The sequence below is a fragment of the Brucella sp. NBRC 14130 genome (assembly GCF_040371715.1).
In the GTDB taxonomy this organism is placed as follows: Bacteria; Pseudomonadota; Alphaproteobacteria; order Rhizobiales; family Rhizobiaceae; genus Brucella; species Brucella intermedia.
Genome location: NZ_BAABTE010000004.1, coordinates 250,856 through 274,464 on the forward strand (window position 1 = coordinate 250,856; position 23,609 = coordinate 274,464).

The window sequence follows — 23,609 nt, forward strand, 5'->3', positions numbered from 1 at the left end:
ATGCAAGATGCGGCGGTAAGGTCGACCTTCCGCCGCATCCATAACCTCTGATGTCCAGATTCAACGGACGTATTCAATCATCCGAGCGCGGCTCAGGACCAATTCGATGCGATCGTCCTGAAGCCTGTGCAGACAGACACGCTTGGTCCACGGGCCATCATGCAGCGTGAACAGGGCCCGCCCCTGGCCCAGGTCTTCCAATGGCATGGCCCGGCGCGTAGGACCTATACCCATGATGAGGTGGCCGTCCTTGATATCGAAACTGGCACCATAGGATGGCGCCTGCCAGTGTCCGTCGAGTTCGTGGCCGAGCGGCTCCACTTTGACCGGCTTCAATCGGCGGGACACATAGCCGATTTCGCCTTCCAAGTCCGTACCCCTCCAGCGAAGCCGAACCGGTGAGGTCGGCGACAGGGATGAGAACCAGCCATCGCCGATATCGTACAGCGTGTCTTCGGAATCGAGCCAATTGGCTATGCCGTTCCGCATCTCCAGCCAGAACGGTCCGCTATCCGCCACGTAAAGCCCGTCCGGAATGGTGCAGTTCGTCTCAGGCAACGACAAACCGTTGAGAGCGGCCATGCAGTCCCGCGCCATCTTATACGTATTGGCATCTTCGCGGTTCGAAACCACGACCATTCCGGTTTTTGCTGTTGGGTCGAGCAGAAAATAGCTCTTATAGCCGGGATGCGAACCGCCATGTCCGACAAAACGCTTTCCGTCCACCTCGTTCCAGCGCAGCCCGAGGCCATACCCTGTGACGCGCCCATCAGAAAGACGACGGTCCGCCGACAGCCTATCCAACAGTCCTTTGAACGGCCCCTCGCCGTTAACGAGCGCCTGCGCCCATTTCGTCAGCGCCATCCCGCTGCCCGTCAGGCTGCCGGAAGCTGAAATATGCAGGCCAGCGGAGCTAAGCTGCCACTTTTCACCAGATTTCCAATAACCGGGCACGAGACCGGCAACCGGGTCATTCCAGACATCCGGCGCTTCCATGAAAATGCCGAGCTGATGCGCAATGTCCGATTTTACAAAATCATTGAAACGGAAACCCTTTCGTTCAAGGGCGGCTTCCACCAGCCGATAACCGGTGTTGGAATAGGAAATCTCTGAGCCGGCATCGAAATTGAGACGTTTGAGGGAAGCCAGATAATCCAGAAGCTGACCGGCTTCCGTTTCCGTATAGACAGATAGTCCGAGAAGCGTCAGGCATTCGCGTGTATCGGGGAGCCCGCCAGTCATGTCGAGTGCACGTCCGACGGTGACATCTGCAAGTGGGCTTTGCAATTCAGGCAGATGATCACCTAGCCGGTCCTCCAGGCTAATGACATCGCCATGTTTGAGAACCATTGCACAAAATGCATGTTTCGTGACCGATGCGTAGCGAACGACTGTATTTGCCGTAAATGGAACACCGGTAGACAGGCTTTCAAGCCCGCTTGCATAAGCAAACTTTACCCCATCAGGGCCAAAGCCGATGATGACACCGCCCGGCTCATCCTTGGCCCAGCTTCGCGAAAAGACTTTCGCGGCAAGAGAAGCCGCGTTCCAGTCAGCATGCGTTGACATGAAAACTCCGTCAGGCAGGTTCTTCCAGATTGACGCTCAAGGCGCGCAGTTCTGTGGTATGCGGATGTGTCGTTCTGCCGGCGCGCAGATCCTCGGCACCGAGCTGCTCTACCATCTCGCCGTGTTGCATCACTCCAACATTTGGACACAGATGCGCGATTACCGCGAGATTGTGGCTCACAAGCACATAGGTGAGATTCTTTTCCGCACGCAGGTCGGCGAGCAGATTGAGAATTTCAGCTTGCACCGAAACATCAAGCGCCGAAGTTGGCTCGTCCAGCAGAAGTACTTCCGGTTCGGCAATCAAAGCACGCGCTATCGCCACGCGCTGTCGCTGACCACCCGAAAGCTGATGCGGAAAACGGAACCGCGCGGCTTTAGGCAATGCGACTTCATCGAGGACCTTTTCAATCCGCTTGTCGATATCGCCGATACCGTGAACCAGCAGAAGCTCGCTCAGAATACGGTCGATGGTTTGACGCGGATGCAGCGATCCAAATGGATCCTGAAACACCATCTGCACCTGACGGAAGAAGGTGGGCGCCCGCTTCGGGGCCACGTCTTTGCCGTCGAACGCGATGCGGCCGCTCCATTGTTCGTTGAGGCCGGCCATGGCGCGCAGAATGGTGGACTTGCCCGAACCGCTTTCGCCTACAATGCCAAAACTTCCGCCCTTCTCCACACGAAAGGAAACACCCTTGACGACTTCGCGATCGTTGAAGCTGATGCGGAGTTGATCAATATCTATCATGAGTTCAGCCAGCTTTCTTCACGATTGAGAACCGGCAATCGATCGCGAGGATGCATCAGAGACGGAATGCAATTGAGAAGCCCCTTGGTATAGGGGTGCTCGGCGCGCACCAGTTCGGAGGCTTTCAATTCCTCCATGACACGGCCCATATACATGACCATTACCCGGTCACAGAAATGCGACACGAGCGGGAGATCGTGGCTGATGAGAAGAAGCCCCATTCCCCGTTTGGAAACCAGATCGTCGATCAGGCGAAGAATTTCCGCCTGTACAGTAGCATCGAGCGCGGACGTCGGTTCGTCAGCAATAAGCAGCTCGGGATCGGGCGCCAGCATCATGGCGATCATGACGCGCTGGCCCATGCCGCCAGAAACCTCGTGCGGGTAAAGCTTTGCCACTTCACGCGGATTGCGGATCATGACCTGATCGAGCAGATCAACCGCCGCATCCATTGCCTGACGCTTGCTGCCACCTTTATGGGTGCGCCACGCCTCAGCCACCTGCACGCCTATGGTCTTGACCGGATTAAGCGAATATTTGGGGTCCTGCAGAATGAAACCAGCCCGCTTGCCGCGTATCTGACGCATCCCGCGTTCGGTAGCCGACAGAATGTCGATACCGTCGAACGAAAGCTTGTCAGCCTTCACATCAGCGATTGGCGGCAACAGTTTCATCAGGGCTCGTGCGGTCAGCGACTTGCCTGAACCACTTTCGCCGACGATACCCAGTTTTTCGCGACCGAGCTGAAGTGAAACCCCGCGCACGGCATCGAAACGGCTGGTGCGCGTTTCAAAGCTGATTTGCAGATTTTTGATATCAACCAGCATCTGTTCTCTCAATTTTGCTTCGGATCGAGCACGTCGCGCAGACCGTCGCCGAGGAAATTGAAGGCGAGCGATACAAGGAAGATCGCAATGCCGGGGATGGTGGCAACCCACCATTGTTCGAAAATAAAGCGCTTGGCGGTCGCTATCATCGCACCCCATTCGGGCGATGGCGGCTGCGCCCCCATCCCGAGGAAGCCAAGACTTGCGGCTGTGATGATGATCGAACTCATATCAAGCGTGATGCGCACGATGACACTCGGCACGCACAGCGGCATAATGTGGCGCAGAATGATGCGAAAAGGCAAAGCACCAGTCAGCTTGGCTGCTGCGATAAAATCGCTCTTGCGCAGGGTCATGGTTTCCGCACGCGCCAGACGCGCATAGGGTGGCCACGCGGTCAATGCGATCGCAAGCACCGCGCTTTCAACGCCCGGCTTCAAGGCCGCGACAAAGGCAAGCGCAAGGATCAATCGCGGAAAGGCAAGGAAGACATCCGTGACGCGCATCAGTGCCGTGTCGACAATGCCACCGAAGTAACCGGCGATGCAGCCGATGAACAGTCCAATCGGCGCGACAAGAATGACGACGGCTATAACCATTCCAAGGGTTACGCGGCCACCGTAGAGAATGCGCGAAAGAATATCGCGGCCCAATTCATCGGTGCCGAACCAATGCTCCGCAGTTGGAGCGGACAGTCGGTTGCCGAGGTCCTGCACACTAGGATCATAGGGCGCCAGCAATGGCGCAGCCAGCGACAAAGCAACGAAGGCGACGATGATGAAAAGACCAATCATTGCGAGCGGATTGGCCCGAAGATTTACCCAGATACGATAGCGCCTCCCCCAGTTCGCCTGAGAGCGGGAGGTGGGCGAGTCATCAAGCGCCCAGTTATGAAAATTGGCAAAAATCATCGCACACGCGGGTCCAGAACTTTATAGAGGATGTCGGCGAGCAGATTGAGCCCGACATAGATAACACCGATCAGCAGTGTAGCCCCTACAACCGGGTTCATATCGGCATTCATCAATGAGACCGTGAGATACTGTCCAAGGCCCGGCCAGCTGAAGACAGTTTCAGTAACCACGGCGCCCTCGAGCAACCCAGCATAGGTAAGCGCCAGAACGGTCACAAGCTGCACTGCAACTGTCGGGAAAGCATGTTTCCAGATCACGGATGTCAGGGACAGGCCTTTTGCTCGGGCCGTAATCACAAACTCGCCCTTGAGCGCGTCAAGCATGAAGGCACGGGTCATGCGTGTGATGTACGCCATGCTGAAATACGCAAGGATCAGGACGGGCTGAATCATGTGACGGACAGCATCCCAGAATGCGTCCCAGTCGCCCTCAATGAGCGTGTCGATCGTGAGCAGGCCCGTTACATGCGGAATCATGCCCTCGTAGATGATGTCCTGGCGCCCCGGTCCCGGTGCGAGATCGAGCGTCGCATAGAAAACCAGAAGTGAAATCAGCGCCAGCATGAAAACGGGAACCGAGTGTCCCGCAAGACAGATGACGCGGATCGTCTGGTCAACGAAAGACCCTTGCCGCACCGCTGCCCATACGCCCAGGGGAATGCCGATAAGTGCAGCAACAATCAAGGCGGCCGTTGCCAGTTCCAGCGTTGCCGGGAAATAGCGTGCGATATCCTGAGCCACCGGATTGCGGGTCAGAATGGAGTTGCCAAAATCACCGTGCAGGACCTGCCCGATATAATGTACAAACTGAACCACAAGCGGCTGATCGAGCCCCATCTCCGCGCGTACGCGCTGGATAACGGCTTCGGGCGCGTTGTCGCCCACGGCAGCAATAACTGGATCGACCGGCATGACGCGGCCGATCATGAATGTGATAACCATAAGCCCGAACAGCGTGATCAACACGCTGCTCAGGATGCCGGTCAGGTTCTTGAGGCTTTTCTTCACGCCTTGGCGATCCCTGCATAGGAATGGGAATCGGACAGCACGCCGAGACGCATCCCGCTAACGTCCTTGCGGCAGGCGGCCGTCTCGAACTTCTGCATCATGATGATGAATGGACTGTTGTTCATGAATTCGCGCTGCAGATCTTCATACATCTTCACGCGCTTCGCCGGGTCCTGTTCATCACGCGCGGCCAAAGACTTCTTGGCGAAATCTTCGTTCTGGAAATGCGAGCGCCAGGCAAAAGGCTTGGTTTTCGCATCATCGGAATTGTCCGGATTGTTGCAGAAGACGTCGACATTGGTATTCGGGTCGAAATAGTCAGAGCCCCATACGGTCAACGCCATCTGGTGTTCACGAGCCCGCATCTTCGTCAGAACCTGACGATTTTCGGCAGCCAGCAACTCCACCTTGATCCCGATTTCGGCAAGGCTCGCCTGAATTGCCTGCGCGATATCCGGGCTAGGCTGCGCCGAATAGTGATCCATCTTGATGGAAAAGCCATCTGGAACACCTGCTTCCGCGAGAAGAGCCTTTGCCTTGGCAATATCCTTCTTGAACGGATTTTCATTCAAGGCTGCCGGAAAGCCATCAGGAACAAGCGTTTGATGCACCTTGTAGTTCAGCGGCACGATATTCTTCTGAATGCCGTCGTAATCCACAGCCCACTTGATCGCTTCCCAGACCTTCGGCTTGGCGAGAGCTTCCACGCTCTGATTGAGCGACATCAGCATCAAGCCGCCAACACCCTTGCGCACCAGATTGTAGTTTTCATCACCGTCCAGAATACGAAGCTGTTCAGTGGTGAGATTACGCGCAATATCGACATCACCCTTCTGAAGCATCAGAAGCTGCGAGGACGGGTCCGCAACGTGTCGCAAAAGGATGCGCTTCACATTGCCCTTGTAGGCGCCATGCGGATTAACGTTCAGAATGATGCTTTCGCTCGGCTTCCAGGAAACGAGGACCCATTCACCAGAACCCGCGCTGTTCTTTTGAAGCCAACCATTGCCAAGGTCATCCCCGGAGGCGTTCTCCAGAACAGTCTTCTTTTCCACAATGCTGGCAACGCTTGCCGAGAGGCAGTATAGCAGGAATGGCAACGATGTCGGCTGCTCGACCGTCAAAGTCAATGTCGATGGATCGGTTGCGACGATACTCTTCTCTACATTCTCAGGCGTGAAGCCGAACTGGCCGATGATGAAAGCCGGCCCCTTGTTCATCTTGATCGCACGTTGCAGCGAAAATGCAGCATCTTCCGCTGTTATCTGGGCACCGCTCGCAAACTTTGCGTTCGGATCGATCTTGAACGTAAAGACCTTGCCTTCGCCGTCGGCTTCCCAGGAAACCGCCACGCCGCCTTCCACCTGATCCGGGTTGGAGAGGCTTGGATGCACCAGACGCTGGTACATGTTGTTGCAGATTTCGCTGCCCACAGCTTCAAAGCTCTCATGCGGATCAAGGCTGGTCATGTTGTCGAGCTGCTGCGCCACAACCAGAATGTCCTGACGTCCAGCTCCAATAGCAGGCAAAATGCTCGCATAGGACAGGAAGGGAACGGCAGCCGCACCCGCCAGAAAACCACGTCTTGAAATCATTGAGAGCTCCTCTTGCAGCGCTTTCCGAACATGCCCATGAATTGGGATGCGATCGTCGGCGCTTATATCCGGATATATTTTTTCACCTTTCCGCTATCACGTCAGCGGATGCAGGGGCCAATGCAGAATTTTGCATTGCCTATGCAGACTTTGCATGAGCGCAACCTAAAAGAAAGCTTTCGCTACAAGGAATCGCCGCTCATGCAGGGTGATCATATCAAGTGACTGAAATGGCATTTGCAATTCTTCGCGCTTGGGTCCATCACCCGTGTCTCAAATACTGGACTTGATTTGAAAAGGCTACTCCATGGCAACAGAACAGAAGATACCCGTTTTTGATGGTCACAACGACGTGCTGTTGCGGTTGTGGTCATCCGAGGCTGCCGCGCCGGAGAAGCGCTTTCTTGATGGCGAAAATGTCGGACATATCGATCTGCCACGCGCGCAGAAAGGTGGTTTGGGCGGCGGACTTTGCGCAGTGTATGTACCCTCACCGTCACGCGAACTCGATGCCAACGGCAACCTCGCGACACCCAGCCAGTCGGATGCGATGAAGGCCACGCTCGCCATGTCTGCAATCCTGCTGAAAATCGAACGCGAATCAGAAGGCCGAGTGCGTGTCTGCCGCACGGCAGCAGATATTCGCGATGCGTTTGCGAAGGGGATTTTCGCGTCCGTCTATCATATCGAAGGTGTGGAGGCTTTCAGCGAACACCTCGATGCGCTTTATGTTCTGCATGAAGCTGGCCTTAGAACGCTCGGGCCTGTCTGGAGCCGCCCGAATATTTTTGCCCACGGCATCCCCTTCCGCTTTCCCGCCTCCCCGGATATCGGTCCCGGCCTTACCGATCACGGCAAAGCTCTCATTCGCGCATGCAACGAGCTGAAAGTCATGATCGACCTTTCTCACATGAACGAGAAAGGGTTTTGGGACATTGCAGCGATCTCCGACGCGCCGCTCGTGGCGTCGCACTCCAATGCGCACGCGCTTTGCCAGCAAAGCCGCAACCTGACGGACAGGCAACTGGATGCCATTCGCGATACGGGCGGTCTTGTTGGGCTCAACTTCGGCGTGTCATTCCTGCGCGAAGACGGAAAGCGCGATCCTGATACCGATCTATCCGAGATCGTTCGTCACGCCGATTACATTGTCGATCGCATCGGGATCGACCATCTGGCGCTCGGTTCCGATTTTGATGGCACCACGATTTCGTCGACGCTCTGCGACGTAGGCGATCTCCAGCTGGTCATAGAAGCATTCCGCAAGCACGGCTACGACGATGCCTCCATCATCAAGCTGGCCCATGGCAACTGGATCAATGTCCTTGAGCGGACGTGGGGCGCTTGAGGCTGCTGAATAGACGCGACCTCACCCTTCGAGGGTGAGATCGAAGACGTGATGATGGATATGACCATCGAACATTTCGAGGAGGCCCTTTGTCGCCACCCGGCTTTCATATCGCACAGATGACGCGAGCGCCTCCGCCAGAGCCTCCCTGCTGTCATACTTGGTCCAAAGCACCATCGGGTAAGCCGGAGCACCTTCATCGCGTTCGACAGCGTAAAGAACGCGCACTTCCCTGATACCGGGAAAGGAGAGCCACATCGGCATGAGGATATCGGCGACATAAGCTTTGAACGCATCCTCGCGCCCAGCATGAATAGCGCCTTCAAAAAAGGCCTGTCTGACAATCATGGATAATAACTCAGTTTACCTTGGTCGGCGGAACATCACCGGAAAAATATGCTGCGAGATTGGCGAGCACCAGTTCGCCCATTCCAACACGGGTTTCGACCGTTGCGCTGCCCTGATGCGGCATCAGCACCGTGTTTGGCGCGGTCAGAAAATCCGCTCTGATCGTCGGTTCATTGACGAAAACATCAAGGCCGGCACCAGCAATGGTTCCGTTGTTCAACGCTTCCAGAAGCGCATCTTCGTCAACGACACTGCCTCGGGCTACATTGACCAGATAGCCTTTGTTTCCAAGTGCCGCCAGAACATCCGCATTCACGATATTGGCCGTCGATGGGTTGGCTGCAACGCACACTGCGAGCACGTCGCTTTGCTGCGCAAGTTCCACAGGCGTGGCGTGTGCGACCCAACCGGTGTCTGCGACAGGCGAACGGTTCCAGTAATGCACTTCCATGCCAAATGCTTCCGCGCGCCGCGCAAACGATTTGCCAATCTGGCCAAGCCCCAGGACGCCGACCCGCTTGCCTTTCGGGCTTATCCCGAGAGAGAAAGCCTCCCGGCGAGCCCATCTACCTTCCCTTACGAACCGATCGCCCGCAACGACATGGCGCATTACCGCGAGCATGAGGGCAATGCCGGTGTCAGCGACATCGTCCGTCAGAACGCCCGGCGTGGTGCTGACATGGACGTTGCGACCACGTGAAAAAGCGAGGTCAACCTTGTCTGTTCCCACACCGTTAATGGCGATCAGGCCAAGTGACGGCAAACGTTCCATCCACTCGTTGGAGAGCCCTGTTCCGCCCCCAGTGACGACAGCACGTATGGTGCCGAGGGCCGCATCGATAGCCCCACTGTCCTCCGGTTTATACAGGCGAAGAACCTTGTAAGCCGCGTCCAGTCGCTCTTCGATCAACGGCATCATAGGCTCGATGAGCAGAACTTCGTTCGTCACTTCAAACTCCATTACTAAATTATTGGAGACAATCAGGAAATCTGGCCAATGAATGCCTTTGTGCGCTCGTGTTTCGGATTACCGAAAAACTCTTCCGGTTCCGCCATTTCGAGAATTTGCCCCTGATCCATGAAAATGACGCGGTCTGCGACCTGCCGCGCAAAGCCCATTTCATGCGTAACGCACAGCATGGTCATGCCCTCTTTCGCGAGATCGATCATGGTATCCAGAACTTCCTTGACCATTTCTGGATCGAGCGCCGAAGTCGGTTCATCGAAAAGCATGATCTTGGGATTCATGCAGAGCGCACGGGCAATAGCCACGCGCTGTTGCTGTCCGCCGGAAAGCTGGGCCGGATACTTGTCCGCCTGTTCGGGAATGCGGACGCGCTCCAGATATTTGCGCGCTGTCTTTTCGGCCTCCGGCTTCGAGATGCCCCGCACCTTCATCGGCGCCAACGTGCAATTCTCAAGAACAGTCATATGCGGAAAGAGATTGAACTGCTGGAAAACCATACCGGTTTCCTGCCGCACGATATCTACATTCTTTCCACCAGCAGTGAGGTCGTGGCCATCAACGATGATACGGCCCTCCTGAATGGTCTCCAACTGATTGATGCAGCGGATGAGAGTAGACTTTCCCGAACCAGACGGGCCGCAAATAACGATACGTTCGCCGCGGGATACAGTCAGATTGATATTTCGGAGCGCATGGTACGTGCCGTACCACTTGTTCACCCCTTGCATAAGCACTGCCGCACCAGAAGCATCGTGCTGCATCTGGTTTGTCGTTCCCTGAGCCGTCTGGTTCATGTCGAGAAACTCACTTTCGTGGACTGGATCGCCATGCCCGCCTGAGGACGGGCAAGGCGGAATTCAGGAGCTTACTTTGCCTGGGAAACAAAATCCGGCAGCGGCGCGCCAAGCCACTTCTCATGGATCTTGTTCAGTTCACCGTCGCTCTTCGCCTTTTCGATGAACTTGTTGACGAATTCCAGCATTTCGGCCGAGCCCTTGCGAACAGCGATGCCCTGTACCTGCTGGCTGAGCTGGATTTTCTGTTCGTAGCGGCCCGGAGCAGCCTTTTCGATCTCAGCCGCCACAACGTTGGAGAGACCAATCAGTTCAACCTGACCGGAAAGCAAAGCCTGCACTGCGCTTGCGTCGTCGTCGAAGCGGCGAATGTTGGCATCCTGCGGCGCAACCTTGGTAACTGCCGTATCCTGCGTCGAAGCCCGCGCGACGCCGATGGTCTTGCCCGAAAGATCCTCCGGCTTCGCAACCGCAATATCCTTCGGTCCGAATACACCAATTGAAATGCCCGCATAAGGCTGGGAGAAATCCACGCTCTTGGCGCGCTCCTCCGTGATGCCCAGCGAAGCAACCAGGACATCGACCTGACCGCTCTGCAGATAGGGAATCCGGTTCGGACCGGTAACCGGAACAATCTGAGCCTCGACACCGATCTCCTTCGCCAGCAGCTTTGCCACGTCAGCGTCATAGCCATCCGGTTCATTGCTGGTATTCATGATGCCGAAAGGTGGAAAATCGACCAGCATACCGATCTTGATTTTCCCGGCGGACTTGATGCCGTCAACAGTCTGCGCAAATGCTGCAGGTGCCAGCACGGTCGCGAGAGCTCCCGCACCAATGAAGGCCATAGCCAAACGTCTGGTGATATTCATTTTTATTCCTTCCCTATCAAGGGCCGGTCTCCTCGCCGGCACCGTTTCTTATTTTTCGGAGCATTTCCTGCCGCAGCCATGTCTCGCAGCAGGCCGGAAATGCCCATTGTCTTCCCCAGCCCCCGATTACCGAGCCGTAGCACGAGAAAACCTCGCTTCCATGCGGCGCGCGAGAATGGATAGCGGCCAGCACAGGACAAAATAGACAGCCGCCACGGTGCCAAACACCATGAACGGACTGAATGTCGCATTGTTGATGATCTGACCTTGGCGTGTCAGTTCCGTAAAGCCAATGATTGCAGCAAGAGACGTTCCCTTGATGAGCTGCACGAGAAACCCCACTGTCGGCGCAACGGAAATGCGCGCAGCCTGCGGCAGGATCACATAGCGCATACGATTATAGTAACGCAGCCCCAAGGCAGTTGCGGCTTCGCGCTGACCGGGCGGCACAGCATCAATACAGCCGCGCCAGATCTCGCCCAGAAAAGCGCTCGCATGCAAAGTCAGTGCAATTGTTGCAGCGATCCACGGATTGATGCCCAGTCCGAAAATATTGAGACCGAAAAAGACCAGAAACAGCTGCATCAGAAGCGGTGTGCCCTGAAACAGCCTTATGAAGCCGAGCGCAATGAAACGCGGGACGCGGGCATCCGAGACGCGCATCAGCGCAACCAGCAGTCCTCCAATACCGCCGCCCACAAAGGCAATGGCGGAAAGAGCAATGGTCCATTGCGCTGCATAAACGATGATGAGAAATTCGTTCCAGCCAAAAGGTCTGATCATGGCCTGCTCCTATCGGCTCAACGGGTATTTGAAGGCCACCTTCTCGATCAACGCGAAGACGGCAGAGAAACCGATGGACATGACGAGATACATGAGCGTGATAACGATATAGACCTCAAAGCTCGCAAAGGTCGCCGACTGCAAATCGTTACCCGCAGCCGCAAGCTCATTGGCGGAAATGACGGATACAACACTCGAAGTCAGCATCAGATAAATGAACTGACTGGTGAGCGATGGATAGACCGTCCGCAAGGCTGGCTTCATGATGACATAGCGGAATACCTGAAGCCTGGAGAGACCAAGCGCTGTCCCAGCTTCCACCTGACCTTTATGAATGGATTCAATACCCGCCCGAATAATCTCCGTGCCGTAGGCCCCGAAATTCACGACCAGTGCAAGAAGCGCAGCACTATTGGGCGACAGGCGCAAACCGGCAGAAGGCAGTCCAAAGAAGATAAAGAAAATCTGCACCAGAAACGGCGTGTTGCGGATGATTTCGATATAGGCATCGATGACGAAGCGTACCGGTTTGGGTCCGGATGTCTTACCGACAGCGCAGACAATCGAGACAATCAAGCCCAACACCATGGCAGCGCACGAGAGCTCAATCGTCTGCCACGCACCGACAAGCAGCTTATCCATCGACGCGAAAACGGGCGCGAAGTTGAAATTATACAATGCCGAACCTCCCGGTACACGGACTATGCCGACTTTTCCTCCTGTCGGCAACAAATTTAGATCGATCTAAATTGGTTTGATGCCGCTCGTCAATCATTAATTAGGATTAGATGACTGGCGCTTTTAACGGTACACAGGACTGCCTCACCTGCAAATATGTCTCGCTGATGATCCGCTCGACCTGCTTCTCCGGACTTGCCAGCCGGGAAAGAAGCAGCCTGGCGGCGTTCTGGCCCACTGCAACCGGTCGCGTTGACACTGAACTCAAGCGGGGCCGCGTCGCCTCCGCGTCGCTTACATCATCGAAGCCGATCAGAGAGAAGTCCTCGCCAACTTTCCTCCCACAGTCATAAAGGCCCGCCGTAAGCCCCAGAGCAACCACGTCATTGAAACAGATCGCCGCTGTCGGCGCTGGTCCCGCCTGAAAGAGTAACGGGGCCGCTTTGGCGATTTCCGGCATCGTGTATGGCAAGCGAACGATCAAACCGGGATCGAGGCCTTGTTGCTGCATCGCATCCCGAAAGCCTTCGACACGTTCGCGATATGCGGAATGGACCGGCCCGTGCACGGCAAAGGCGATCGTCCTATGCCCCAGCCGGGCTAGATAATTGACTGCCTGCCGCATGCCACCCGCATAATCCACGCCTGCGTAGTCAATTCGGTCCGTCACATGACGCAATACCTGAACGACCGGTAGCCCCCAGTCCACAAACTGCTCGATGAATTCGGGAGCCGTTTCTGCCGTCAGCGATACAATCACGCCATCGACACCATGCTCGCGCATACGCTGCATGAGGGTGGTTTGATTGGCAAAATTCTCGTGGCTGTTTGCAAGGAGAACGACCAGCCCAGCCTCACCTACAACACTGTCTATTCCAGAAAGCAATTCACCGTAAAACGGGTTGCCGAGGGTCGGTACGATGACGCCCACCGTATTCGACCTCTCCGCCCGGAGACTGGCTGCGCCCATATTATAGACATAACCCAACTCCTGCAGGGCTTTTTCCACCTTCTCGCGTGTCGCTGCACCCACCAGCGGACTTTTGCGAATGACCAGTGAAGCCGTCGCACGCGATACATTGGCGTGGCGCGCCACATCCAAAAGCGTAACGCGACTTTTCCTGCGATCATCACTCGGCATAAGCTCACCCGTCTGCAAACTGATCAATGTCCGGCCTGGTTGATAGGATTTCAGCAACCCGTCGGCCAGATTCGAGGAGGTATATTCAATTCAGACTTGCACGTTGGTCAATCCGCCGGGGCAGCGAACAGGCAATCACCGTGCTCAAATGCCATCGGGCAGCGTTTCCGACGGCTTCATTGTGCACATGTTCTCCCCACGATTATCACTTGCCTTTCGCTTTTTTTCATTTCGAATGCTATCGTTTTCGGATTTATTCTGCCATTGGAAGAATCGAAGGTTGATCCTTTGCAAAAAATTGCATTCATATAAGTGCAATGAATATATCGCAGATGTCGGAACTTTGAGACCCCCTAAAGGAGCTCGAATGTTCACGCAATCTCACACTCGAGGAGGAAACATGCTTATCCGTCTGATCACGACTTCGGCGCTGACGAGCGCCCTCGCCCTCACCATCGGTTCGCAGGCATTCGCCCAGACGGAACTGGCGTGGTGGCACGGGATGACCGGTGCCAACAACGAAATGGTCAACGAACTCTCGAAAGAGTTCAACGAAAGCCAGAGCGAATATAAGATCGTTCCGGTTTACAAGGGAACCTATCCCGAAACGCTGAATGCCGGTATTGCCGCGTTCCGCTCCAAGCAGCCTCCTGCAATTCTGCAGGTCTTCGATGCCGGCAGCGGTGTCATGATGGCTGCCGAAGGCGCTGTAGTGCCGGCTGCCGAAGTGCTGGAAAAGGGTGGTTTCAAGTTCGATAAGTCGCAGTACCTGCCCGGCATCGTCGCTTATTACTCAAAGCCCGATGGCACCATGCTGTCCTTCCCATATAACTCCTCGTCGCCGATCCTCTATTACAACAAGGACGCCTTCAAGAAGGCCGGTCTTGATGAAAACAATCCGCCAAAGACCTGGCCGGAAGTTTTTGAAGCGGCCAAGAAGATCAAATCCAGTGGTGCAGCAGCGTGCGGCTTTACTTCGACATGGCTGACCTGGATTCAGACCGAAAACTTTGCGGCCTGGAATAACGTTCCTTATGGCACCAATGAAAACGGTCTCGGCGGCACCGATGTAAAGCTCGAGATCAATTCTCCGCTTTACATTCAGCATTTCCAGTCGATTGCCGACCTTGCAAAGGATGGCACGTTCCGCTACGGCGGTCGTACGTCGGAAGCCAAGCAGCTTTTCACTTCAGGTGAGTGCGCGATGCTTACCGAATCCTCCGGCGGCCTTGGAGATGTCGTGAAGTCGGGCATCAATTACGGCATCGGCCAGTTGCCTTATTATGAAGGCCACGGCCCGCAAAATACGATCCCTGGCGGTGCTGCCCTTTGGGTTTTCGCCGGCCTTAGCGACGAACAGTACAAGGGCGTTGCAGAATTCTTCAACTTCCTCTCCCAGACCAAAATTCAGGTCAAGCTGCACGAGAAGTCGGGTTATCTCCCAGTGACGCTCGCTGCTTACGAGGAAACCAAGAAGTCGGATTTCTACGAAAAGAACCCGGGCCGCGAAACGCCTATTCTCCAGATGATGGGCAAGGCCCCAACCGAAAACTCAAAGGGTGTGCGCCTCATTAACCTGCCACAGGTCCGCGATATCCTGAATGAAGAGTTCGAAGCCATGCTCGGCGGCAAGCAGGACGCGAAAACTGCGCTTGAGAACGGCGTCAAGCGTGCCAACGACGCGATTGCCGCAGCTCAGTAAACGATCACATTGACACAACGCCGCCTGCCTTTGTGGCAGGCGGCCTTGTTATCCCACGAGGAAGCTCCCCGTGCAGAAAGTAACCTTTCCAAATAAAATTCTGCCCTATTTCCTACTGGCCCCGCAGATCATCCTGACTGTGGTGTTTTTCTTCTGGCCAGCCAGTCAGGCGATTTATCAGTCCTTCATGCGTGAAGATGCTTTCGGACTCAAATCCACCTTCGTGGGTCTGGCCAACTTCACAAGTGTTCTGGCCGATCCCAACTATCTGCACTCATTCAGGGTGACGATTGTTTTCAACATACTGACCGCTCTGCTCGCGATGGGTGCAGCGCTTTTGCTCGCGACCGCTGCAGACCGCGTTATTCGCGGTAAAACATTTTATCGTACGCTCCTGATCTGGCCATACGCGGTGGCACCAGCCGTGGCCGGCATGCTGTGGCTTTTCATGTTTAATCCGGCGATGGGCACTTTCGCCTATATCCTGCGCCGCAATGGCTTCGCATGGGACCCGCTACTGGATGGCAATCAGGCTATGGGCCTCGTCGTCGTTGCTGCCGCCTGGAAACAGATTTCCTACAATTTCCTGTTCTTTGTTGCAGGTTTACAGGCAATCCCTAAATCTTTGATCGAAGCAGCCGCTATCGATGGTGCCCGGGGATCGCGGAGATTCTGGTCCATCGTATTTCCTTTGCTCGCACCGACGTCGTTCTTCCTCTTGGTCGTAAACACCGTCTATGCATTCTTCGACACGTTCGGCATCATCCATGCCGTGACGGGAGGTGGCCCTGCCAGAGCGACCGAAACGCTGGTCTACAAGGTTTACAATGACGGCTTCGTCAATCTGAACCTCGGTTCGTCTTCTGCACAGTCCGTCATTCTAATGGCAATCGTGATTGCCCTGACAGCCTTCCAATTCCGCTTCGTCGAGAAGCGCGTGCATTATTCGTGAGTGAGGCGACAATGATAGAAAAACGCCCAATCTCAAACCTTATCGGTCACCTGATCCTCATCCTTGGCATCATAATCGTCGCCTTTCCCATCTACTATACATTCGTCGCTTCGACGATGACTTCGACCCAGATCATCCGCCCGCCAATCTCGCTTCTGCCTGGCGATCATTTCATAGAAAACTATGGCGAAGCCATCTTCGGCGGCGTTGAACGTGTCGTCGGCGTCAGTCTCGAAAGGCTGCTTTGGAACTCGTTCGTGGTTGCCATGGCCATCGCAGTCGGCAAGATCATTATCTCGTTCATGTCTGCCTTCGCGATTGTGTTCTTCCGCTTTCCGATGCGTATGTTCTTCTTCTGGATGATCTTCGTCACGCTGATGCTGCCCGTGGAAGTGCGCATTCTGCCCACCTACAAGGTAATCGTGGACCTCGGCATGATCGACACCTATGCCGGGCTTACGCTGCCGCTGATGGCATCTGCGACGGCGACATTCCTGTTCCGTCAGTTCTTCCTCACAATTCCAGGCGAACTGGTGGAAGCAGCACGTATCGACAATGCCGGACCGTTCCGTTTCATGCGCGATATCCTGCTTCCGCTTTCGAAGACGAATATCGCAGCGCTTTTCGTCATTCTCTTCATCTACGGATGGACCCAGTATCTGTGGCCGCTGCTCGTTACCAATGATGCAAAGATGAACACAATCATCATCGGCCTGCGTCGCATGGTCGACTGGGCTGACGCTTCCACTCCCTGGAACTACGTCATGGTAACAGCCATTCTGGCTATCATCCCGCCGATCCTCGTTGTGGTGCTGATGCAGCGCTGGTTCGTCAAAGGTCTCGTTGAAACGGAAAAGTAATGAGCAAAATCGTTCTTGATAACGTCCGCAAGAGCTATGGCGGCAATGTTGAAGTCATCAAAGGCGTATCGCTGGAGATCGATGACGGGGAATTCGTGGTGCTGGTAGGTCCCTCCGGCTGCGGTAAATCCACGCTGCTGCGCATGATAGCCGGATTGGAAGGCATTACATCTGGCACCATTTCCATCGGCGGCCGCGTGGTCAACGATGTTGAGCCCGCTGAGCGCGATATTGCCATGGTGTTCCAGAATTATGCGCTCTATCCGCATATGACGGTACGGGAAAACCTCGCTTATGGCCTGAAAAACCGCAAGACACCAAAAGACGAGATCGAACGTCGCATTGCAAAGGCCGCCAAAGCCCTTGAAATCGAGCAGTTTCTGGAGCGCAAGCCGCGCCAGCTCTCCGGTGGCCAGCGCCAGCGTGTAGCCATGGGCCGAGCCATCGTCCGCGAACCGGCGGCATTTCTCTTCGACGAACCGCTTTCTAACCTCGATGCGAAACTGCGCGTGCAGATGCGTGTCGAGATCAAGCGTCTGCAACGTTCGCTCGGTACCACGAGCGTTTATGTCACCCATGACCAGATGGAGGCCATGACCATGGCAGACCGTCTCGTTGTGCTGAATGCAGGTCATATCGAACAGGTCGGCACACCGATCGAACTTTATGAAAAACCGGCCTCCACATTCGTCGCAACGTTTATCGGCTCTCCGTCCATGAACTTGCTGCCAAGTGCAGAAACCGCCGGCTGGACGACCGGCAGTGCGGTGAAGACACCCGCAGGAAATTTCACCATCGGTGTTCGCCCGGAAGATGTCCACATTCTCGAAGATGGCGCGCCCGATGCTGATGGTTTCAATACGACCGTCCGTATCGAAGCGGTCGAACTCGTCGGTGCAGAAAGCTATATCCACGCTGCTTTGCCTGACGGCAAGCCGCTTATCTTCCGAGTTGCCGGGCGTTCGGCTCATAATATAGACCAGACCGTGAGGGTTGGCGCATTCGCAGAAAATGTCCATGTTTTTGGCAGTGATGGCCAGCGCCTGAACGATTGACAGTCTGACGGGTTGCGTCCCTCGAAGGTCGCAACCCGCTATAATAATCGATTTCTGTTTTAGAATTTATCGGCTACACAGAACGGAATATTTTCCGCCTGTGAGGAAATTCCGATAGATGACGCATCAGCAGATACTCTCCTTCGCAGTGATCATACTTATGATGGGGGCGTTTATCTGGGGCAAATTCCGTTATGATGTCGTCGCGCTCTGCGCACTTCTCCTCGCGATAGCTGTTGGCGTCGTCCCCTTCGATCACGCATTTTCGGGGTTTAGCGACGACATTGTCATCATCGTGGGCAGTGCGCTGGTGGTTAGCGCAGGTGTCGCACGTTCCGGTCTGATGCAGGCGGCAGTCCAGCGTTTCCTGCCGGAGATCAGCAGTGTAAGATTACAGCTGGCCGTTTTGGTCGCGGTCGTCACCGTACTCTCCGCCTTTGTGAAAAACGTCGGTGCGTTGGCCATCATGATCCCGGTCGCTTTTCAATTCGCACGCCGCTCCAATGTTTCCCCCTCAACGTTTCTCATGCCTATGGCGTTTGGCGCGCTGCTCGGCGGTTTGATGACTCAGGTGGGTACTTCGCCCAATATCGTCGTTTCTCGCATTCGCGGCGAAATGGTGGGGGAGCCCTTCACCATGTTCGACTTCACACCCGTCGGCGCCGTGCTTTCAGCCGTGGGGCTAATCTATCTGGTTCTTTTTTACTGGCTCGTCCCGCAACGCACGCGCGAAAATGTTTCGCTGGATGAAGCAATCAAGATCAAGAATTATGCTTCCGAAGCGCGCATCACAAAAACCTCGACAATGATCGGCAAGCGCGTGACTGATCTCATCAAGGCTGCTGAAGGCGAAGCGATGGTAACCTCCATCGTACGCAAGGAACAGCGATTGACGCCGCTTCCCGACACCGTCCTGAATGAAGGCGATGTAGTGCTACTTGAAGGCGACCCGAAGGCGCTTGATGCGATCATAAGCGCGGGAAAGCTCACCCTCTCCGAGAACCGCAATCCTTCCGAGACCAGCGGTTCGACCGACATCGAAGCCGTCGAAGCTGTTATTGGAAAAAATTCGCGTCTCATCGGACTGACTGCCCAGAGACTCGCCCTTTTCGCGCGGTATGATCTGAATCTTCTGGCTGTCAGTCGTCCAGGGGAGCGCATTACCGAGCGCCTCAGCGAAGTTATACTGCGCTTCGGCGATGTAATCGTCCTGCAAGGCAGACAGGCAAATCTATCAACCTTTCTGCCCGAGTTTGAATTGCTGCCACTCGCCCGCCGCAAGTTGATGCTCGGCAGTGTCCGGCGCGGATTGATCCCGCTCGCCATTCTGATTGCCGCCATCGGTGCGACCGCTTTAAGCCTCGTCCCGGTTGCGGTGGCTTTCTTTGCGGCTGCCGTTGCTATGCTTCTGTTCAAGGTCATACCTCTCAACGAGGTCTATGACGAGATTGATGGCCCAATTCTGGTCATGCTGGCTGCGCTCATTCCGGTTTCCGATGCACTGAGGACGACCGGGGGCACTGATCTCATAGCAGAGGGACTTGCCACAATCGGCCATCAATTACCACCGGCCGGTGCTTTGGCGCTCATTCTTGTGGCAGCGATGATGGTGACGCCATTTCTCAACAATGCCGCGACGGTCCTCGTCATGGCTCCCATCGCGACAAGCTTTGCTTCTGGGCTTGGTTTCAAGCCTGAAGCGTTCCTGATGGCAGTCGCGATCGGTGCGGGGTGCGATTTTCTCACCCCGATCGGTCATCAGTGCAATACGCTGGTGATGGGACCGGGCGGCTACAAATTCAGCGATTATCCGCGTCTTGGGTTGCCGTTATCCATCATCATCGCGATTGTAACGGTACCCACACTGATGTTCTTCTGGCCGTTGAAATAACGCTAAAGCTGAACTGAATCTATCCATTCGAGGCTATCGGAAACGATCTTTTCCACGCTCTCGGCAACATCTGCTCGAAATACCAGCGGTTCTCCCACCGGGGTTTCAAGTGTAGCAATCTGGCTTTCCAGCATCGTTACCGGCATGAAATGGCCGGTGCGATGCCCCATATGCTCATGCAAGACTTCAAAACTGCCGTCCAGAAAAACAAAAAGGACAGGCGCACCCGCTGCGGCGCGGAGGCGATCCCGATAGCTCTTCTTCAATGCGGAACAGGATATAACAATCCCGTCGCTCGAGGCCGCAAGACGTTCTCCGATTTTATCGAGCCAGGGCCAGCGATCCTCGTCCTGCAAGGGGATGCCTGCCGACATCTTATCGACGTTCGACTTTGGATGAAGAGAGTCGCCTTCGAGAAACGGAAGCTTCAAAGCATCTGCAATGTTCTCCCCGACCGTCGATTTTCCGGAACCCGAAACACCCATCACGATGATACGCAGCATCATTTCCTCATACGCTTGCGGTCATGCCGCCATCAACATGCAAGACCTGTCCGTTCACAAAAGTGGAAGCATCGCTGCTCAGGAATACGGCGGCACCGACCAATTCTTCCACGTTCCCCCAGCGGCCCGCCGGCGTCCTTTTTTCCAGCCAAGCCGTAAATTCGGGGTCATCAACCAATGCCTGATTCAGCGGCGTCTTGAAATAGCCGGGTGCAATCGCATTGACCTGCAAGCCATGTCTGGCCCAATCGGTGGCCATACCGCGGGTCAGGTTACGGATAGCTCCCTTTGTCGCGGTATAAGGCGCAATCGAAGGACGCGCCAGTTCACTTTGAACCGAAGCAATGTTGATTATCTTGCCGCGTCCTCGCGCGATCATATGGCGCGCAGCCGCCTGCCCGACATAAAAAGCGCTGGAGATGTTGGTTTCCAGAAGCTGCTGCCATTTCTCGATGGGGAAATCCTCAAGCGGTGCGCGGTACTGCATCCCGGCGTTATTGACCAGAATATCGAGTGCGCCGATTTCCTCTTCAATCATCTCAATGGCGGCGCGGACTTCCGCGGCATTCGTCACATCGAAGGCAGATGCAAAGACCTTATGTCCATCATCCTCCAGCAGGGTGACAGCCTGATCCACCTTGCCCCGGTCACGGCCATTGATGATCACCGTTGCACCCTGTTCCGCAAGCCCTCGCGCCAGGGCAAAACCAATGCCCTGACTGGAACCCGTGATCAGCGCAATGCGCCCTTCCAGATTGAAAAGCCCGAAAGAAGAAGCCATCAGAAAGTTTCCAGCTTGAGGCCGACTCGGCTTGCTGCCTGCACGATGTGGTGGCGCATCACTTCGCGTGCCTGCAACGGATCCCGCGAATGAACGGCGTCCCTGATTGCGGTATGCTCATCAATGGTGATCTCGACAATCTGCTCGAGCACGGCCCGCGCACGCGCTGCGTTGATTGCCTGATTGATGCGTTCGGCAATGAAGCCTAGGACCAACGGAAAATACTCATTGTGAGTTGCAGAAGCGAGCGCCCGATGAAAAGCCAGATCGGCAGCTATACCCGTATCGGTCCATTTTTTTGAACCGCTCATTTCTGCGAGCGCTTCGTTGAGTTGTATCATGTCGTGTTCATCATGATGCACCGCCGCTAATCCCGCCGCTTCAATTTCGAGCGCCATTCGCAACTGGAACAGGCTGCGGAAATTTTCGCGATTGGCAAGTGTTTCGGGCTCTATCCGGAGGGCGTGCCTCCTGTCGGGTTCCGTCACGAAAGCCCCGACACCCTGTCGGGTTTCAACCAGACCCTCGTTCCGCAACTGGGCTATCGCTTCACGTACAACCGAGCGGCTAACTCCGAAGCTCTGAGCCAGATTATGTTCTGTCGGCAGCTTTTGCCCCGGCAAGAGAGTACCTTCACCTATCTGCCGCGTGATTTCGGAAGCGATGCGTCCAGGGAGTTGCTCATTGCGCCTGATTTCACCAAACAAAATGATAAAGTCTCCCTGATTGCCTGTGCAATTGATGTGTCGTCAGCCCTTTGAAGAGTCAAGCGAAAGCTGGCAGCCCGGATTCATGACGTTCTCCGGATCGATAGCCTGTTTGAGACCTTCAAGCAGCTTTCGCCGTGCAGGGTCAATGCGCTTCTCGAAATCGTCCCTTTTCAGGCGGCCAATGCCGTGTTCCGCGCTAATGCTGCCTGCATATCGATCCAGGACAGCATTGATCGTTTCCTTTGCAAGCTTGATCTTCGCGTCTTTCGCAGCAGCATCGAGATTGCTTTCGGGGATGACATTGAGATGCACATTGCCGTCCCCGACATGTCCATAGGAAACCGCGAGACAATCAGGAAGAACCTTCGCCAGTTCCCTTTCAGCTTCATCGACGAACGATGCCAGTTTCGACAATGGAACCGATATGTCAGTGCGCAGATGCTTGCCACGCAGCGCCTGCCCTTCATTCATCGCCTCGCGGAACGCCCAGAGATTTTGACCTTGTGCCCGCGATGACGCGATAGTCCCGTCAAGAATGAGACCATCTTCCATTGCTTCTGCAAGAAACTGCTCCATCAGTGACGCTATATCGACCAGTCCCGAGCCTGAAATCTCCATCAAGACATAGGCCGGATATTGCCCCAGCGGCGTGGTGAGTTCCGGCATCGCCTCTTGCGCCAGTGTAAAAGCCACCGGAGGCATGAACTCGAATGCCGACATCAGATCACAGCACTGCACCCGTGCCCGCCGATAAAGCGCAATGGCATCGTCAAGGGAATTGAGCCCAAGCAGCGCAGTTTCCACCTTGTCCGGCAAGGGCATCAGTTTGATCGCGACGCCGGTTACTATTCCAAGAATGCCTTCCGCACCGATAAAAAGCTGCTTCAGATCAATGCCGCGATTGTCTTTTCTCAGCGTCGAAAGACCGTTGAATATGGTACCGTCAGGCAGAACGACCTCCAGGCCGAGTATCAATTCTCGGGTCATGCCATAGCGTAACACATTGATGCCCCCGGCATTGGTGCTGACATTTCCCCCGATACGACAGCTTCCCTGCGCACCAAGCGCCAGCGGAAAAAACATTCCTTTGGTTGCCAGTTTGTCTTTCAGTTCCGAGAGAATGCAACCAGCATCGACAATCGCTGAAAAATCATCCGGATCTATTTTCCGAATGCGGTTCATCCGCTCAAGACTCAAAATGACGAGATTGTCCCGGCCATCCGGTACGCCACCCTGCACGAGACCGGTATTTCCGCCTTGCGGAATGATAGACAATCCCAATGAAGCGCAGGCTTTGACCGCAGCGGAGACATCCGCTGTCGAACGCGGACGGATCACCGCAACCGCCGCATTTTCCACATCCCCCGGCCAGTCACGACAATAGCCAGACATGTCATTTTGTTCGGTCATAACCAGATCGCCACCCAAAAGAGCGACGAGACCGTCCTGCTTGTTTCCCGCCCTGTCCCCCGTAACGTACATGATATCCTCTTGGCTTTATCGAAGTGCAATGCGCTGTCGCAGGAGTACGACAGTTTTTCAGATGCGGCGGGCTTTTCCG

Annotated in this window: 24 protein-coding genes; 7 read left to right on the forward strand and 17 right to left on the reverse strand. The window is 55.2% G+C overall.

The features are described from left to right. Positions 1 to 60 precede the first annotated feature (60 nt). From ABWW28_RS09915 to ABWW28_RS09940, 6 genes are read right to left on the reverse strand one after another with little or no spacing between them, the layout of a single operon-like run. Entirely contained in the window at positions 61 to 1,569 is a 1,509-nt protein-coding gene (locus tag ABWW28_RS09915; protein WP_176587671.1) for a serine hydrolase domain-containing protein, read from the reverse strand. 10 nt (positions 1,570 to 1,579) lie between these two features. Beyond that, positions 1,580 to 2,320 (reverse strand): ABC transporter ATP-binding protein, encoded by a 741-nt coding sequence (locus ABWW28_RS09920; protein WP_176587670.1) that lies wholly within the window; start codon positions 2,318 to 2,320, stop codon positions 1,580 to 1,582. Next, complete coding sequence (locus ABWW28_RS09925) at positions 2,317 to 3,147, reverse strand: ABC transporter ATP-binding protein (protein WP_006471316.1); 831 nt, start codon at positions 3,145 to 3,147, stop codon at positions 2,317 to 2,319. Before ABWW28_RS09925 ends, ABWW28_RS09920 begins: the two co-directional genes overlap by 4 nt. Before the next feature lie 8 nt (positions 3,148 to 3,155). Then, positions 3,156 to 4,058, reverse strand: a complete 903-nt coding sequence (nikC, locus tag ABWW28_RS09930; RefSeq protein ID WP_100648688.1) for a nickel transporter permease — start codon at positions 4,056 to 4,058, stop codon at positions 3,156 to 3,158. Beyond that, entirely contained in the window at positions 4,055 to 5,068 is a 1,014-nt protein-coding gene (locus ABWW28_RS09935) for an ABC transporter permease (protein ID WP_021587262.1), read from the reverse strand. Before ABWW28_RS09935 ends, nikC begins: the two co-directional genes overlap by 4 nt. Continuing rightward, positions 5,065 to 6,663: an ABC transporter substrate-binding protein gene (locus ABWW28_RS09940; protein WP_176587669.1), complete on the reverse strand. Its 1,599-nt coding sequence runs from the start codon at positions 6,661 to 6,663 to the stop codon at positions 5,065 to 5,067. The genes ABWW28_RS09935 and ABWW28_RS09940 overlap by 4 nt, the downstream gene beginning before the upstream one ends. Positions 6,664 to 6,675: 12 nt before the next feature. Between ABWW28_RS09940 and ABWW28_RS09945 the strand changes: the two genes are divergently transcribed. Both ABWW28_RS09945 and ABWW28_RS09950 read left to right on the forward strand, forming a co-directional pair. Continuing rightward, positions 6,676 to 6,888 carry a hypothetical protein gene (locus tag ABWW28_RS09945; RefSeq protein ID WP_176587668.1) on the forward strand — a complete coding sequence of 71 codons (213 nt, stop codon included), beginning with the start codon at positions 6,676 to 6,678 and terminating at the stop codon, positions 6,886 to 6,888. A gap of 82 nt (positions 6,889 to 6,970) precedes the next feature. Continuing rightward, positions 6,971 to 8,011, forward strand: a complete 1,041-nt coding sequence (locus ABWW28_RS09950) for a dipeptidase (protein WP_176587667.1) — start codon at positions 6,971 to 6,973, stop codon at positions 8,009 to 8,011. Between the two features lie 21 nt (positions 8,012 to 8,032). Here ABWW28_RS09950 and ABWW28_RS09955 read toward each other — a convergent pair whose 3' ends face one another. From ABWW28_RS09955 to ABWW28_RS09985, 7 genes are all read right to left on the reverse strand, one after another. After that, positions 8,033 to 8,359, reverse strand: a complete 327-nt coding sequence (locus ABWW28_RS09955; RefSeq protein ID WP_176587666.1) for a hypothetical protein — start codon at positions 8,357 to 8,359, stop codon at positions 8,033 to 8,035. A 10-nt stretch (positions 8,360 to 8,369) separates the two neighbouring features. Further along, positions 8,370 to 9,320: a 2-hydroxyacid dehydrogenase gene (locus ABWW28_RS09960; protein ID WP_176587665.1), complete on the reverse strand. Its 951-nt coding sequence runs from the start codon at positions 9,318 to 9,320 to the stop codon at positions 8,370 to 8,372. 20 nt (positions 9,321 to 9,340) lie between these two features. Further along, entirely contained in the window at positions 9,341 to 10,087 is a 747-nt protein-coding gene (locus ABWW28_RS09965; protein ID WP_006471317.1) for an amino acid ABC transporter ATP-binding protein, read from the reverse strand. Positions 10,088 to 10,191: 104 nt separating this feature from the next. Continuing rightward, entirely contained in the window at positions 10,192 to 10,992 is an 801-nt protein-coding gene (locus tag ABWW28_RS09970) for a transporter substrate-binding domain-containing protein (RefSeq protein WP_006471318.1), read from the reverse strand. Positions 10,993 to 11,118: 126 nt separating this feature from the next. Further along, positions 11,119 to 11,775, reverse strand: a complete 657-nt coding sequence (locus ABWW28_RS09975) for an amino acid ABC transporter permease (protein ID WP_025090126.1) — start codon at positions 11,773 to 11,775, stop codon at positions 11,119 to 11,121. Positions 11,776 to 11,784: 9 nt separating this feature from the next. Then, positions 11,785 to 12,453 carry an amino acid ABC transporter permease gene (locus ABWW28_RS09980; RefSeq protein WP_176587664.1) on the reverse strand — a complete coding sequence of 223 codons (669 nt, stop codon included), beginning with the start codon at positions 12,451 to 12,453 and terminating at the stop codon, positions 11,785 to 11,787. A 106-nt stretch (positions 12,454 to 12,559) separates the two neighbouring features. Further along, on the reverse strand, positions 12,560 to 13,594 hold the full coding sequence (locus ABWW28_RS09985; RefSeq protein WP_176587663.1) for a LacI family DNA-binding transcriptional regulator: 1,035 nt from the start codon (positions 13,592 to 13,594) through the stop codon (positions 12,560 to 12,562). A gap of 400 nt (positions 13,595 to 13,994) precedes the next feature. Between ABWW28_RS09985 and ugpB the strand changes: the two genes are divergently transcribed. The 5 genes from ugpB (at position 13,995) to ABWW28_RS10010 (ending at position 20,054) form a co-directional block, all read left to right on the forward strand. Further along, positions 13,995 to 15,296: a sn-glycerol-3-phosphate ABC transporter substrate-binding protein UgpB gene (gene ugpB, locus ABWW28_RS09990; RefSeq protein WP_162758761.1), complete on the forward strand. Its 1,302-nt coding sequence runs from the start codon at positions 13,995 to 13,997 to the stop codon at positions 15,294 to 15,296. Between the two features lie 70 nt (positions 15,297 to 15,366). Then, a complete protein-coding gene (ugpA, locus tag ABWW28_RS09995) occupies positions 15,367 to 16,248 on the forward strand; it encodes a sn-glycerol-3-phosphate ABC transporter permease UgpA (RefSeq protein ID WP_006469005.1) in 882 nt (293 codons plus the stop codon). Positions 16,249 to 16,259: 11 nt separating this feature from the next. Further along, positions 16,260 to 17,108: a sn-glycerol-3-phosphate ABC transporter permease UgpE gene (ugpE, locus tag ABWW28_RS10000; protein WP_006471322.1), complete on the forward strand. Its 849-nt coding sequence runs from the start codon at positions 16,260 to 16,262 to the stop codon at positions 17,106 to 17,108. Then, positions 17,108 to 18,163: a sn-glycerol-3-phosphate import ATP-binding protein UgpC gene (locus ABWW28_RS10005; protein ID WP_176587662.1), complete on the forward strand. Its 1,056-nt coding sequence runs from the start codon at positions 17,108 to 17,110 to the stop codon at positions 18,161 to 18,163. The genes ugpE and ABWW28_RS10005 overlap by 1 nt, the downstream gene beginning before the upstream one ends. Positions 18,164 to 18,281: 118 nt before the next feature. Continuing rightward, positions 18,282 to 20,054, forward strand: a complete 1,773-nt coding sequence (locus tag ABWW28_RS10010; RefSeq protein ID WP_100648703.1) for an SLC13 family permease — start codon at positions 18,282 to 18,284, stop codon at positions 20,052 to 20,054. A 2-nt stretch (positions 20,055 to 20,056) separates the two neighbouring features. On the opposite strand, the gene ABWW28_RS10015 is transcribed toward ABWW28_RS10010, so the two are convergent. Genes ABWW28_RS10015 through ABWW28_RS10030 form a run of 4 tightly spaced genes read right to left on the reverse strand, consistent with a single transcriptional unit; the run spans position 20,057 to position 23,530 of the window. Then, a complete protein-coding gene (locus ABWW28_RS10015) occupies positions 20,057 to 20,557 on the reverse strand; it encodes a gluconokinase (RefSeq protein ID WP_176588016.1) in 501 nt (166 codons plus the stop codon). Positions 20,558 to 20,564: 7 nt separating this feature from the next. After that, positions 20,565 to 21,338 carry an SDR family oxidoreductase gene (locus ABWW28_RS10020; RefSeq protein ID WP_353390915.1) on the reverse strand — a complete coding sequence of 258 codons (774 nt, stop codon included), beginning with the start codon at positions 21,336 to 21,338 and terminating at the stop codon, positions 20,565 to 20,567. Continuing rightward, positions 21,338 to 22,045 carry a FadR/GntR family transcriptional regulator gene (locus tag ABWW28_RS10025; RefSeq protein ID WP_151683552.1) on the reverse strand — a complete coding sequence of 236 codons (708 nt, stop codon included), beginning with the start codon at positions 22,043 to 22,045 and terminating at the stop codon, positions 21,338 to 21,340. Before ABWW28_RS10025 ends, ABWW28_RS10020 begins: the two co-directional genes overlap by 1 nt. Positions 22,046 to 22,087: 42 nt before the next feature. After that, positions 22,088 to 23,530 carry an FAD-binding oxidoreductase gene (locus tag ABWW28_RS10030; RefSeq protein WP_176587661.1) on the reverse strand — a complete coding sequence of 481 codons (1,443 nt, stop codon included), beginning with the start codon at positions 23,528 to 23,530 and terminating at the stop codon, positions 22,088 to 22,090. Positions 23,531 to 23,609: the final 79 nt, after the last annotated feature.